The sequence below is a fragment of the Streptomyces sp. NPDC090741 genome, from assembly GCF_044769045.1.
Taxonomy (GTDB): Bacteria; Actinomycetota; Actinomycetes; order Streptomycetales; family Streptomycetaceae; genus Streptomyces.
In genome coordinates, this window is record NZ_JBIVXF010000009.1 from 342,663 (window position 1) to 356,142 (window position 13,480).

13 protein-coding genes are annotated in these 13,480 nt (G+C 73.4%); 9 read left to right on the top strand and 4 right to left on the bottom strand.

The features are described 5' to 3' along the window. Positions 1–65: 65 nt before the first annotated feature. From ACIQU4_RS25225 to ACIQU4_RS25235, 3 genes are all read right to left on the bottom strand, one after another. Positions 66–1,259 (bottom strand): TerD family protein, encoded by a 1,194-nt coding sequence (locus tag ACIQU4_RS25225; protein WP_403734770.1) that lies wholly within the window; start codon positions 1,257–1,259, stop codon positions 66–68. A gap of 62 nt (positions 1,260–1,321) precedes the next feature. Further along, positions 1,322–1,543, bottom strand: coding sequence for a hypothetical protein (locus tag ACIQU4_RS25230; RefSeq protein ID WP_403734773.1), 222 nt, complete (start codon positions 1,541–1,543; stop codon positions 1,322–1,324). Between the two features lie 41 nt (positions 1,544–1,584). Beyond that, positions 1,585–3,114 carry an aldehyde dehydrogenase (NADP(+)) gene (locus ACIQU4_RS25235; protein WP_403734775.1) on the bottom strand — a complete coding sequence of 510 codons (1,530 nt, stop codon included), beginning with the start codon at positions 3,112–3,114 and terminating at the stop codon, positions 1,585–1,587. A 146-nt stretch (positions 3,115–3,260) separates the two neighbouring features. Between ACIQU4_RS25235 and ACIQU4_RS25240 the strand changes: the two genes are divergently transcribed. From ACIQU4_RS25240 to ACIQU4_RS25270, 7 genes are all read left to right on the top strand, one after another. Next, a complete protein-coding gene (locus ACIQU4_RS25240; RefSeq protein WP_403734777.1) occupies positions 3,261–4,073 on the top strand; it encodes an IclR family transcriptional regulator in 813 nt (270 codons plus the stop codon). A gap of 93 nt (positions 4,074–4,166) precedes the next feature. Then, positions 4,167–5,117, top strand: a complete 951-nt coding sequence (locus ACIQU4_RS25245; protein ID WP_403734780.1) for a hypothetical protein — start codon at positions 4,167–4,169, stop codon at positions 5,115–5,117. After that, positions 5,117–6,403 (top strand): sensor histidine kinase, encoded by a 1,287-nt coding sequence (locus ACIQU4_RS25250; protein WP_403734783.1) that lies wholly within the window; start codon positions 5,117–5,119, stop codon positions 6,401–6,403. Before ACIQU4_RS25245 ends, ACIQU4_RS25250 begins: the two co-directional genes overlap by 1 nt. Continuing rightward, positions 6,400–7,071: a response regulator gene (locus ACIQU4_RS25255; RefSeq protein ID WP_403734786.1), complete on the top strand. Its 672-nt coding sequence runs from the start codon at positions 6,400–6,402 to the stop codon at positions 7,069–7,071. The genes ACIQU4_RS25250 and ACIQU4_RS25255 overlap by 4 nt, the downstream gene beginning before the upstream one ends. 62 nt (positions 7,072–7,133) lie before the next feature. Next, complete coding sequence (locus tag ACIQU4_RS25260) at positions 7,134–8,582, top strand: peptidoglycan D,D-transpeptidase FtsI family protein (protein ID WP_403734788.1); 1,449 nt, start codon at positions 7,134–7,136, stop codon at positions 8,580–8,582. A gap of 62 nt (positions 8,583–8,644) precedes the next feature. Continuing rightward, positions 8,645–9,154 (top strand): GNAT family N-acetyltransferase, encoded by a 510-nt coding sequence (locus ACIQU4_RS25265; protein ID WP_403734792.1) that lies wholly within the window; start codon positions 8,645–8,647, stop codon positions 9,152–9,154. 43 nt (positions 9,155–9,197) lie between these two features. Continuing rightward, positions 9,198–9,905, top strand: a complete 708-nt coding sequence (locus ACIQU4_RS25270) for a DsbA family oxidoreductase (RefSeq protein WP_403734795.1) — start codon at positions 9,198–9,200, stop codon at positions 9,903–9,905. Positions 9,906–9,954: 49 nt separating this feature from the next. On the opposite strand, the gene ACIQU4_RS25275 is transcribed toward ACIQU4_RS25270, so the two are convergent. Next, positions 9,955–11,022: a pyridoxal-phosphate-dependent aminotransferase family protein gene (locus tag ACIQU4_RS25275; protein ID WP_403734797.1), complete on the bottom strand. Its 1,068-nt coding sequence runs from the start codon at positions 11,020–11,022 to the stop codon at positions 9,955–9,957. A 78-nt stretch (positions 11,023–11,100) separates the two neighbouring features. Here ACIQU4_RS25275 and ACIQU4_RS25280 point away from each other — a divergent pair, with 78 nt between their 5' ends. Then, positions 11,101–12,189, top strand: coding sequence for an amidohydrolase family protein (locus tag ACIQU4_RS25280; RefSeq protein ID WP_403734800.1), 1,089 nt, complete (start codon positions 11,101–11,103; stop codon positions 12,187–12,189). Between the two features lie 331 nt (positions 12,190–12,520). Further along, entirely contained in the window at positions 12,521–13,444 is a 924-nt protein-coding gene (locus tag ACIQU4_RS25285) for an SCO1860 family LAETG-anchored protein (RefSeq protein ID WP_403734803.1), read from the top strand. Positions 13,445–13,480 lie beyond the last annotated feature (36 nt).

A 13,480-nucleotide genomic window follows, 5' to 3' on the forward strand; every position in this document is an offset into this window, starting at 1 on the left:
GTGGAATCCATCACCTCGGCCCTCCGGCCGCCGGTCACGGTCGCTCCATGTGCCCGCCCACCTGCTCAGAGTGTCTGCGAGGCGGGCTTGACCATCCCGCGCACTGTGCGGGACTTCACAAACTCTCCGATGGCCGTCATCTCCCATTCGCCCGAGAACTGGCGAATCAGTTTGGCCATCATGACCCCGGTCTGCGGTTCGGCACCGGTGAGGTCGAAGCGCACCAGCTCCTCCCCGCTCGCTGCGTCGATCAGGCGGCAGTAGGCCTTGGCGACCTCGGTGAACTTCTGGCCGGAGAAGGAGTTGACCGTGAAGACCAGGCCCGTGGCTTCGGCGGGCAGCCGCCCGAGGTCCACGACGATCACCTCGTCGTCCCCGGCGCCCTCGCCGGTGAGGTTGTCGCCCGAGTGCTTGATGGCGCCGCCCAGGATGGACAGCTTGCCGAAGTAGCAGCTGTCGATGTGGTTGCGCTGCGGGCCGTACGCGATCACGGAGGCGTCGAGGTCGATGTCCCGGCCGCGGAACGCCGGCTCCCAGCCCAGGCCCATCTTCACCTGGGAGAGCAGCGGGCGGCCGTTCTTGACGAGGGACACGGTCTGGTTCTTCTGGAGGCTGACCCGGCCCTTGTCGAGGTTGATCTTCCCGGTGCCGGGCGCGGCGGCCGGGGCAGCGGCGGGCGGGGCAGCGGGCGGGGCGGGCGCTGCGGCGGCGGGCGCTGCGGGGGCGGCAGCGGTCGCTCTGGGCGGGGCGGGCGGCGGGGTGGGCTCCTCGTCCACGGAGACCCCGAAGTCCGTCGCGATCCCGGCGAGGCCGTTCGCGTACCCCTGGCCGACCGCGCGCACCTTCCACACGCCGCCGCGCTGGTAGACCTCGACGACCACGAGCGCGGTCTCGGCACCGAGCTGCGGCGGGGTGAAGGAGGCGATCACCGCGCCGGTCTCGGCGTGCCGCACGGTGGCGGTGGGCTCGATGCCCTGGAACGTCTGACCGGCGGCGTCGGGGCTGGCCGTGACCACGATCCGCTCGATGCCCGGCGGCAGGGCGCCCGTGTCGACGGTGATCGAGTCCGGCGCCGCCCCGCCGCCGGACCGGTAGCTGACACCGGGCCCGGACGGCTGGTTGTAGAAGATGAAGTCGGCGTCGGAGCGCACCTTGCCGTCCGCCGCGAGGAGCAGTCCCGACACGTCGAGCCGCACCGGGGCAGCCACGTCCACCGTCACACGGACGGTGTTGAGCGGCAGGTTGGAACCTGGGGTCATAGCGGTCATGCCCGGAGAACGACCGGAGGCGCTTTGCCGTTCCCTTACCCTCGCGGCAGATTTCAGCGCCGGTTGCGGGGGTGGTTCTTCGCCGTCCGCTCGTTGCCGAACTTGTACGCGCCCGTCCAGCGGGCCATCACGAGCTGCGCGTCGCCGGACTCCAGCTCGGCGAGGAACTTCTCGGCCCGGCCGCCGCGCAGGGTGCTCGCGGCCCGCCCCTGGTGCGTGATGACCACGCTGCCGTCGGCGCGCTGTTCGTACGTGAATCCGTGAGGTCTCGGCATGACCGGCAGCCTGCCCCGCGGGGCCGGGGCGGGCAACGGATTTACGGGGCGGGGGGCGTGACCCGGCGCGGCAGTCCCAGCGGGTTCGCCTCGCGCAGCTCCGCCGGAAGCAGCGGGTCCGGCACCGACTGGTAGACCACCGGCCGCAGCCAGCGCTCGACGGCGGTCCCGCCGACCGAGGTGGAGTGCGAGGTCGCCGCCGGGTACGGGCCGCCGTGGTGCTGGGCCGGGGCCACCGCGACCCCGGTCGGCCAGCCGTTGACCAGGATCCGCCCGGCCAGCGCCGTGACCTGCGCGATCAGCTCCGCCGCCGGGCCCGGGCCGCCGTCGGCCTCGGCCGTGGAGAGCTGGAGCGTGGCGCTCAGGTTCCCGGGGAGCCGGCCGAGCACCGACCCCGCCTCGCTCTGGTCCGCGTACCGTACGACCACGGTCACCGGTCCGAAGCACTCCTCCAGCAGCACCTCGTACGCGCCGCCCTCCAGCAGGCTCCCGGCCGGCACGGTCAGGTACCCCGCGCCGACGGTGTGCTCGCCGCCGGAGCCCGGGGTGACGGGCGCGGAGACACTGGGCAGCGCGGCCCGCTCGCGCACGCCCGAGATGAAGTTCTCCCGCATCCGGTGATCGAGCAGGACGCCCGGCTCGGTCTCACCGAGCGCCTTCGTCAGCGCGCCGGTCAGCCGGTCGCCGTCCGCGCCCTCGGGGACCAGGACCAGGCCCGGCTTGACGCAGAACTGGCCGACCCCGAGGGTGACCGAGCCCGCGAGTCCGGCGGCGATCTCCTCGGCGCGCTCGGCGGCTGCCGCGGGCGTGACCACGACGGGGTTGAGGGAGCCGAGTTCGCCGTGGAACGGAATGGGCACGGGCCGGGCGGCGGCCGCGTCGAACAGCGCCCGCCCGCCCCGGATGGAACCGGTGAATCCGGCGGCGGAGACGAGCGGGTGGCGGATCAGCTCCAGGCCCGCGTCGAACCCGTGGACGACGGCGACCACTTCGGCCGGCAGCCCGGCCGCCACGGCCGCCCGGCGCAGCAGTGAGGCGCACAGCTCGGAGGTGGCCGGGTGGTCGGGGTGCGCCTTGACGACCACCGGGCAGCCGGCGGCCAGCGCGCTCGCGGTGTCCCCGCCGGGGACGGAGAACGCGAGCGGGAAGTTGGACGCGGCGTAGACCGCGACCACGCCCAGCGGCACCTTGTAGCGGCGCAGCTCGGGGCGCGGCGGGACGGCGCCGGGATCGGGGCGGTCGATGCGGACGTCGAGGTACGCGCCCTCGTCCACGGCGTCGGCGAAGGCCCGCAGCTGGCCGGTGGTGCGGGCGAGTTCGCCGGTGAGCCGGCCCGGCCCGAGGGCGGTCTCGGCGTCAGCGGCCTCGATCACGTGGGCCGCGGCCTCGTCGAGCAGCTCGGCGGCCGCGCGCAGGAAGGCCGCGCGGGCGGTGCGGTCGGCGAGGGCGGCGCGGGCCGCGTGGGCGGCGCGTACGGCCTCGTCCACCTCGCCGGACGTGGCTTCGACGGCAACTTGTTCGCGCTGCTTCCCGGTGCGGGGGTCCACACTCCAGACTGGTGTTGCTGCCATGGCGCACTGCCTCCTGGATCTCGCTGACCCGCGCGGTGGCGTTCAGTATTCTGAACGCCGTTCCGATGGATGGATGATCACATCCGTTCCGGACTCTATTTCCGGGTCTTCCGCGTTGACAAGGGACAAGAGGGGCAAGAAGGCGAATGACCACTGGTGAACCGGGCGGATCCGGCGCGCAATCGGAAGGGTCCGAGGGCCCGGGGGCGCCGGCGGCCGTCAAATCGGCCGTCCGTACGGTCCTGTTGCTCGAGCACTTCGCGGCCCGGCCCGGACTGCACAGCCTGGCCGACATCCAGCACGACCTCTCGCTGCCCAAGTCCAGCCTCTACATGCTGCTGCGCACCCTGGTGAACCTGGGGTGGGTGGAGACGGACGCGACGGGCACGCGGTACGGCATCGGCGTACGGGCCCTGCTCGTCGGCAGCTCGTACATCGACGGGGACGAGGTCGTCGCCGCGGCCCGGCCCACCCTGGACGGGCTCTCCGACGACACGACCGAGACCATCCACCTGGCCCGCAGGGACGGCACGAGCGTGGTCTACCTGGCCACCCGCCCGTCCCAGCACTACCTGCGGCCGTTCACGCGGGTCGGTCGGCGGCTGCCCGTGCACTCGACCGCGCTCGGCAAGGCGCTGCTGGCGACCCACTCCGACGAGGAGGTGCGGGCGCTGCTGCCGCGGCGGCTGGAGGCGGTGACCGAGCACACGATCACCGACCGGGAGCAGCTCGTGGAGGAGCTGGCGCTGGTACGGGAGCAGGGTTACGCGGTGGACCGGGAGGAGAACACGCTCGGGCTGCGCTGCTTCGGGGTGGCGGTGCCGTACCGGACGCCGGCCCGGGACGCGGTGAGCTGCTCGGTCCCGGTGGCCCGGCTGACGGCGGACCGCGAACAGCGGATCAAGGCGGCGCTGTTCGAGGCGCGGGACCGGCTGTCGGTGGCGACCCGGCGCATGTGAGGCGGTGGACGGGGAGGTTCCTCCCCCGGGCGGGGGAGGCGGTTCCCCTTCAGGGGGGAGGTGGCGGGGCGGCGGAGACGGGACCGTTGAGCCATGACCACACAAGCCGTTCACATGGGGGCGGGACGCAAGGCCCTGCGGGTGGCGGCCCTGGCCGCCACCGTGCCCTATCTGGTGCTCAAGTCCGCCTGGCTGTCGGGGAGCCGGGTCGGGATTCCCGACGACAGCCCGCTGCTGGACCCGGGGATGTTCCTCACCGCGGCCAACACGGTGACCCTGGCCATGGACGCGAGCGTGCTCGTGCTCGTCCTGGTCCTCACCAGACCCTGGGGGATGCGGGTGCCTCCCTGGCTGCTCACGCTCCCCGCGTTCGTCGCCACCGGGCTGCTCACCCCGATCCTCATCGCGTTCCCGGCCCAACTGCTCATACGGGCGGCGGGCCAGGGTGGGCCGGCGCATGCGGGGGAGGTGGCGCGGCCCTTCCTCGACTCCTGGGTGTTCACCGTCGTCTACAGCGGTTTCAGCATCCAGGCACTCGCCCTGGCCGGGCTGTTCGTGCCCTATGCGCGGGAGCGCTGGGGCCGGCGATGGCAGGGCGTCCTGGGCCGCCGGCTCCCGTCACCCACGGGGGTGGTGGCGGGAGCCGCGGCGCTGGGCGGACTGGTGCTCGCAGCCGTCCACGTGTACTGGGCCTTCGGCGGGGCGGCCGGGCTGGGGGAGGAGCGGGCGGCCGCCCATACGGCGGTGGCGGGCGTGGTGTCCGGGGCGCACGCGATATGCGCGCTCGCCGCCGCCGCGGGAGCGCTGCTGCTGGTCCGGGGCGGGAGCCGGGCCGCGTGGTGGCCGCTGGCCCTCACCTGGATCGGCTCGGCGGCGGCCCTGTGCTGGGGGCTGTGGCCGTGGGTCGCCTCGCTGGGCCCGCAGCTCGACGGCGGCGAACCGCCGTCCGGGGGAGTCCGGTTGATCTACGCTGGCCAGATGATCACCGGAATATGCGCCGCCGCCGTGTTGACCCGGTTCCTCACCTCTCGCCGCGAGGAGTGATGCGGACGGCGGCGTCCGGGCTGCTGGGGGCGCGGGCCCGGCTGCGCTGGGTGCACCTGGTCCTCGGCGGGGCCCTGCTGATGCCGTACTTCCTCGTCGCCGAGGTGGTGGTCGGCGTCTGGTCCGGCCGGGGCCACGTCTTCGGCTCCGCCCCGCTGACCTTCGCCTCGTACGGGCTGTCCCTGCCGCTGGTCGCCGCGACCGCCGTGTTCGGGCCCGTCCGGCCGCTGTCGGCCGGAGCCGTACGGGCCCTGTGCGGAGTGCCGGGCGAGCGGCTGGCCGCGGGGCCGGCCCGGTCCTGGGCGGCGCGGGGGCGGACCTCGGCCTGGTGGACCCTGCACCTGGGGGTCGGCGCGGCGCTCAGCGGGATGAGCCTCGCGGTACCGCCCATGGCGGTGGTGCTGATCGCGCTGCCGTTCGTGAGCGGGCTGCGGACCGCCGAGCTGGGGCTGGGCCGGTTCAGCACCGGCGCCGCGCAGTACGTCGCCCCGCTGCTCGGGATCGGGCTGCTGGGCGGGCTGGTCCTGTGCGCCGCCGTGGCCGGTGCGCTGCTGGCCCGGATGGCCCCCGTGCTGCTCGGGCCGACGGCGACGGACCGGCTGGCCGCGGCCGAGGAGCGGGCCGCCGACCTGGCCGTGCGCAACCGGCTGGCCCGGGAGCTGCACGACGCGGTCGGGCACGCCCTGAGCGCCGTCACCCTCCAGGCGGTCGCCGCCCGGCGGGTGCTCGACAGCGACCCCGGGTTCGTACGGGAGGCACTGGCCGCGATCGAGGACACCACCCGGCGGACGGTGGGCGAGCTCGACGCCGTGCTCGGCCTGCTGCGGGACGGAGACCCGGACCGGCCCGGCGCCGCGCCCGCCCCGACCCTCGCCGCCGACCTCGACGGGCTGCTGGCCCGCACCCGGGCCGCCGGGACGGCCGTCACCGTCCACCAGGACCCCGGACCGGCCGGGAGCTGGGAACGGCTCCCGGCGATCGCCTCCCGCGAGGCGTACCGGATCGTCCAGGAGGGCCTGAGCAACGCCCTGCGCCACGGCACGGGCCCCGTCGAACTGTGGATCGCCGTACGGGACACCGAAAGCGGCACCCTTCGTGAACTGGAGATCACCATGACCAATCCACCGGGTCCCGCCGCCGGGCCGCAGCCCCGTACCACCGGGGGGCGCGGGCTGCGCGGCGCCGCCGAGCGGGCCACCCTGCTCGGCGGCCGCGTCGAAGCCGGCCCGCACCAGGGGCAGTGGCGGCTGCGGGCCGTCCTCCCGCTCGGCGCAGGCTCCCGATGACCGCCGGGAGCCGGCCCCCGCTGCGCATCGTGCTCGCCGACGACGAGCGGATGGTCCGCACCGCCCTGCGGGTCATCCTCGAAGCGGAACCCGATCTGGAGGTCGTCGGCGAGGCGGCCACCGGTGCCGAGGCCGTCCCGCTGGTCCGCTCCCTGGCCCCCGACGTGGTGCTGATGGACGTCCGGATGCCCGAGATCGACGGCATCCGGGCCACCGAGCAGATCATCGCCACCCTGGCAGAACCGCCCCGGATCGTGGTCGTCACCACCTTCGAGAACGACGCGTACGTCTACGACGCGCTGCGCGCGGGCGCCGCCGGGTTCCTCCTGAAGCGGGCCGAGCCCGACGAGCTGATCGGCGCGGTCCGCCTCGTCGCCCGCGGCGACAGCCTGCTCTTCCCGGCGGCCGTCCGCGCCCTGGCCGCGTCCCACGCCCCCGGCGGCCGGGGCCGCGACGCCCCCTGGGTGGCGCGGCTCACCGGCCGGGAGGCCGCCGTACTGCGCCTGATGGCAACCGGACTGTCCAACCACGAGATGAGCGAGCGCCTCGGCGTCGGCCCGCAGACGGTCAAGACCCACGTCGCCGCGGTCCTCTCCAAGACCGGGTCCCGCGACCGCACCCAGGCGGTCATCGCGGCCTACGAGGGCGGCTTCATGAAGAAAGGCTGAGAACCCGGCCACAATCGGGGCAGAGCGGAACGCTCGGGGCCCTCGGCGCGTCCTTCTGGGGGATGAACAAAACGATCAGGCGTGCGTCGGTCTTCTGTCTGCTCCTGGTGCTGGCCCTTTTGGTGCGGGTCACCTGGGTGCAGGCCTACCAAGGCCAGGCCCTCGCAGACAACGAGAACAACCGGCGGAACCTCATCGGGCAGTACGAGAACCCGCTGGGCAACATCATCGTGGGCGGGGAGGCGATCACCGGCTCGGTGAAGACGGACGGAAAGGACTTCGGCTACAAGCGCACGTACGTCGACGGCCCGCTCTACGCGCCGCTCACCGGCTACAGCTCGCAGGCCTTCGGCACGAGCATGCTGGAGGGCGTCTACAAGAAGATCCTCAACGGGTCCGACGACCGGCTCAAGACGGTGATGGACATGCTCACCAACAAGCGGGCCGCGCCGGGCAACGTGCTGACCACCGTCGACAAGGACGTGCAGAAGGCCGCTTACGACGCGCTCCAGGGCAAGCAGGGCTCCGCCGTCGCCATCGACCCGGCGACCGGCGAGATCCTCGCCATCGTGAACAACCCCTCCTTCGATCCGGGCAGCATCGCCGGCGCCAACGACAAGGCCGCCTGGGAGAAGCTGATCGAGGACAAGGGCAAGGCCCTGGAGAACGTGGCCCTGCGCAAGCCGCAGGCGCCCGGCTCCACCTTCAAGCTGGTCACCCTCGCCGCGGCCATCGAGAACGGGCTCGTCACCAACCTCGACACGCCGACCGGCACCCCGGACCCGTACACGATCCCCGGGACCCGGACCCAGCTGCCCAGCGAGGCGGGCTCCGCGGCCTGCAACAACGTCTCGGCGCGCACCGCGCTGCGGCTGTCCTGCAACAACGTCTTCGCGGAGCTGGCGCACAAGCTCGGCCAGGACAAGATGCGGGCGATGGCCGAGAAGCTCGGTTTCAACACCGAGATCGCGACGCCCGTCACCGCCCGCCCGGCGAGCAAGTACCCGACGAACAAGATGTCCGTCGACCAGGTCGCACAGACGGGTATCGGCCAGTTCGACGTGCAGGCAACCCCGCTCCAGATGGCGATGGTGACCGCCGCGATCGAGAACGGCGGCAAGCTCGTCGCCCCGCACTCGGTCTCCGAGGTCACCGACGCGAACGGCAACGTGCTGGAGAGCTTCAAGGACCCGAAGTCCGAGCAGGTCATGAAGACCAGGACCGCTTCGATGCTCCAGGACGCCATGCGGACGGTCGCCACCGAGGGCGGCGGCAAGCCCGCGCAGGTGGCGGGCGCCGAGGTGGGCGGCAAGACCGGTACCGCGCAGCGCGGCGTGAACAACAGCCTGCCCCCGCTGGCCTGGTTCACCTCGTACGGCAAGCTCGGCGGCAAGCAGATCGCGGTTGCCGTGGTGATCGAGAACTCGGACACCGACCGCTCCGAGATCGGCGGCGGCAAGCTCGCCGCCCCCATCGCCCAGAAGATGATGGAGGCGTGGCTGAAGAAGTAGCCGCGCCGCCCGCTCCACGACGCGCCGGGAACCGACATGGCTCCCGGCGCGTTTCCTTTCCCATGATCAGAACCGCGCTGTCCGCAGATCTCGACGCCATAGCGGCCCTCCACACCCGGGCCCGGGCCACCTACTACCGCGGCCGGATCCCCGAGGACGCCTACGCCGGCGAGGCCGAACTCGCGCGGACGCGCGAGGGCTGGTCGCTGGCGGTCGCCCGGGCCGCGGGCGAGGGCGGGGTGCTGTGCGCGGAGCAGGACGGGGAGCTCACGGGGGTCGCCGCCTTCCGCACGGCGGACGGCGAGACGACGCTCACCCAGCTGCACGTGGACCCGGTCCACTGGCGCCGGGGCACCGGGGCCGCCCTGCACGCGGCCTGCGTCGACGCGTGGCGGCGGGCCGGGATCGGCCGGGTCCGGCTGGAGGTCTACGAACACAACCTCCGCGCCCAGGCCTTCTACGCCCGGCAGGGCTGGCACCGGGATCCGGCGGGTGCGGAGCGGTCCGGCTCGCACCTCACGCTGTGGCTCAGCGTCGGGTCCGGGGAATGCGACGCCCCGACAGGTGGTTGAAGTCGAAACCGTCCCATCCCGGAACAAGGAGAGATAAAGGATCATGCGCGTCGAGATCTGGAGCGACATCGCCTGCCCCTGGTGCTACATCGGCAAGGCCCGGTTCACGAAGGGGCTGGCCGAGTTCGCGCACCGCGACGAGGTGGAGGTCGTCTTCCGGTCCTTCGAGCTCGACCCGAACAGCCCCAAGGGCACGACGGCGCCGGTCCTGGAGATGCTCGCCAAGAAGTACGGCCGCACCCTCGACGAGGCGCGCGGCATGGAGGAGCACGTCGCCGCGAGCGCGCGGGCGGAGGGGCTGACGTACCGCACCGACGGCCGCGACCACGGCAACACCTTCGACATCCACCGCCTGCTGCACCTGGCCGCCGCCCGCGGCCGCCAGGAGGAGCTGCTCGACCTCGCCTACCGGGCGAACTTCGCGCAGGAGCGGTCGGTGTTCGACGCCGAGGTGCTGGTCGCCCTCGCGGTCGAGGCGGGCCTGGACGAGGCGGAGGCCCGTACGGTCCTCGCGGACGACACCGCCTACGCCGCCGAGGTGCGGGCGGACGAGCGCGAGGCGGCGGAACTCGGCGCCGACGCCGTGCCGTTCTTCGTCCTCGACCGCCGCTACGGGATCTCCGGCGGCCAGCCCGCCGAGGTGTTCACCCAGGCCCTGGAACAGGCCTGGGCCGGCCGCGAGGTCCCCGAGCCCGCCACCGAAGCCGAGGCCTGCACCCCGGAAGGCGCCTGCCAGGTCCCCCAGGCGTGACCGAGGTGCGGCCCCGGGTCGGCGGTGGCTCCGGCCCCGGGCAACCAGGTCAGTGCAGGGTTTCAGACCAGGCGGCTTCCGCGGCGGCCACGGCATCGGCGGGGTCCGCTCCGAGGGCCGTGGCCAGGGCCGTCAGGGACGTGAGGACCGCATCGAGGGATGCCGCCCGGCCGTAGTGGTTGACGCGGATCATCTCCCCGGCCGCCGCCACGGGGGCCGCGGGGGCGGCGGCCAGGGCCTTGGACGCCACCAGGGAGGCCTCCGGTACGCGGAGCGTGGTGGCCACCGGAGCCGCCTCCTCGGGGCGGGTGACGTACGGGGCGAGGCCCAGCGGCTGCGCGCCCGCGCGGGTCGCCGCCGCGGCGGCGGCGTGCCGGGCCGTCACCGCCGACAGCCCCTCGGTCCCGATCCGGTCCAGGCAGGCCTCCAGCGCCAGCATCTCCAGCTGCGCCGGGGCGTGCGGCAGCGCCTTGCGGCCCGCGTCGATCCAGCGCTCCTTCCAGTCCAGGAGGGAGAGGTACGAGCGGCGCGGGGCGGCCGGGTTCTCCGCGAAGCGGGCCCACGCGCGGTCCGAGACCGACACCGCCGAGACCCCCGCCGGGCCGCCCATCGCCTTCTGGGCGCCGATCACGCACAGGTCCACGCCCCACGCGTCCGGCACCAGCGGCTCCGCGCCCACCGAAGCCACCGCGTCCAGCATGAACAGCGCCCCGTGGGCCCGTACCGCCTCGCCGATCTCCGCCACCGGGTTGGTGTTCCCGGTCGCCGCCTCCGCGTGGACCAGAGAGACGAAGTCGATCTGCGGGTGCTCGGCCAGGGCCCGGGCCACCTGCTCGGCCGTCACCGCCGTGTCGAACGGCACCGCCAGGTCCACCACGCCCGCACCGCAGTCGCGCAGCCAGTTGCCGAAGGTGTTCCCGTACGGGCCGGTCACCACGTTCAGCGCCGTCGAACCGGGCCGCGCCCCCGACCGGATGCACCCCTCCAGCGGCAGCAGCGCCTCGCCCTGGGTGATCACCACTTCGTGCCGGGTGGAGAGGAGGTCCGCGACCCCCTGCTCGATCGACGCGAAGCGCTCCGCCGTGAGCGGCGGGAGGTCCAGCAGGGGGTGCGTCACGGTGGTGCTCTCTCTTCGTCCGCTGCGTCCGGGGTCTACCCGCACGAGCGTACCGAGACCGCACGTACAGTGCGGAACATGACCGATGACGTGCTGCATGTGAAGGGGCGTGTGCTCGTCGGACCCGACGACGCGCGCGACGAGCTCTGGGTGGTCGGCGGCCGGATCTCGTACGAACGCCCGCAGGGGGCCCGGGAGATCACCACGGTGTCCGGCTGGGCCCTGCCCGGTCTGGTGGACGCGCACTGCCACGTGGGGCTCGACGCCCACGGCCCGGTCGACGCGGAGACCGCCGAACGCCAGGCCCTGACCGACCGCGACGCCGGCACCCTGCTCATCCGCGACGCCGGATCCCCCTCCGACACCCGCTGGATCGACGACCGCGAGGACCTGCCGAAGATCATCCGGGCCGGCCGCCACATCGCCCGCCCGCGCCGCTACATCCGCAACTTCGCCCACGAGATCGAGCCGGCCGACCTCGTCGCGTACGTGGGCCGCGAGGCGCGGCGCGGCGACGGCTGGGTCAAGCTGGTGGGGGACTGGATCGACCGTGAGGTCGGGGACCTGGCGCCCTGCTGGCCGCGGGCCGAGGTCGAGGCCGCCATCGCCGAGGCGCACCGGCTCGGCGCCCGCGTCACCGCGCACTGCTTCGCCGAAGACTCGCTGCGCGACCTGGTCGAGGCGGGCATCGACTGCATCGAGCACGCCACCGGGCTCACGGAGGACACCATCCCGCTGTTCGCGGAACGCGGGGTGGCGATCGTCCCGACGCTCGTGAACATCGCGACGTTCCCGAAGATGGCGGCGGGCGGCGAGGCCAAGTTCCCGCGCTGGTCGGCGCACATGAAGCGGTTGCACGAGCGTCGGTACGACACCGTGCGGGCCGCCTACGACGCGGGCATCGGCGTGTACGTCGGCACCGACGCGGGGGGTTCCCTGCCGCACGGCCTGGTCGCGGCCGAGGTCGCGGAGCTGGTGCGGGCCGGGATCCCGGCCCTGGAGGCCCTCTCGGCGACGACCTGGGCGGCGCGCGAGTGGCTGGGCAGGCCGGGCCTGTCGGAGGGGGCGCCGGCGGACCTGGTGGTCTACGACGCCGACCCGCGGGCCGACGTACGGGCGCTGGCGCAGCCGCGGCGTGTCGTAGTGAACGGCAAGGTCCGTGGCTGAGGGCGGAGTTGACGCACCGGTTGACACGCCGGCTGACACTCCGATTGACGTGTCGCGTGACGCCGGTGCCCCGGCGGTCGTTGTGAACGGCCGCCCGGGGCGCCGGCGTCGGCGTGTTCCCCACGTCTGTGTGGCGGAAAAGAACTCCCGTTCCTCGTGATGCGCAGTTAATCGAATACATGCATGGAAACCACCCTTTGGGGTGAACTCACGTCAGGTTGTCGCCCGTTCACTCTCCGTGCGTAAAGATTCCCAGGGTTAGAGGCCGTCGGCGCGCGATGTCCCCCATTGGCGGCGCGACGGCTCCCATCTCCCCGGGGGTTCCACCACCGTGAACAGCAACACCTTCCGCATGCCCGCAGCCGTCCTGATCGCCACGGGAGCGGTCGCCCTGCTCACCGCCCCGCCCGCCCTCGCCACCGGAGGCGGCGGCTCCACCGGCGGGGGCGAGGGCAAGGCCGGCGCGGTCGTCCTGCGCGCCGGCCTCGACGTGGGCCTGCTCAACAAGACCGTCCACCTGCCGCTGACGACCACCCTCAACGAGGTCAGCGCCCCCGCGACGGCACAGAAGACCGCCCTGTCCGTGACCCTGGACGGGGTCGAGGGAGGGCAGCCGGTGAGCGTGCTGCGCGCCGACGTGGCCACCTCCGAGGCCACCGCCGACAAGAACCGCGCCGAGGCGGAGGCCAACCTGGCCAACGCCAAGGTGCACGTGCCGGGACTGCCCGTGCTCTCCCTGATCCAGGTGGAGAAGGTCACCTCCAAGGCCGTGTGCGAGGCGGGCAAGAAGCCCGTGGCCAGTTCGAACGTGCTGGGTTCGGTCACCGTGCTCGGCAAGAAGGTCACCCTCTCGGCCGGCGGCCCGACCAAGGTGGAGATCCCGAAGGTCGGCATGGTAAGCCTGGAGCTCTCCGGTACCCAGACCACCTCCACCACGGCCGCCGCGGCCGCGCTCCGGCTGAAGGTGTCCGTGAACCCGCTGGACCTGAACGTGGCTCAGGTCGAGGGCGAGGTCGTGCTCGCCGAGGCGCACTGCGAATCCCCCGCCGGGGCGCCGGCCCCCGAGCCCTCGGCGAAGCCCGACATCAAGCCGCAATCCGGAGCCTCCGGCACCGGCGCCGGCATCACCAACGAGGCCAACCTGGCCGAGACCGGCGGCGGTTCGGTGACCCCGTACGTCGCGGGCGGTGCGCTGGTCCTGCTCGGCATCGGGGCGGCCGCACTGGTCGTGACCCGGCGCGGCCGCACCTCGTAACCTCACTGCCTCACCGCCTCGCGCGAAAGACGGCCT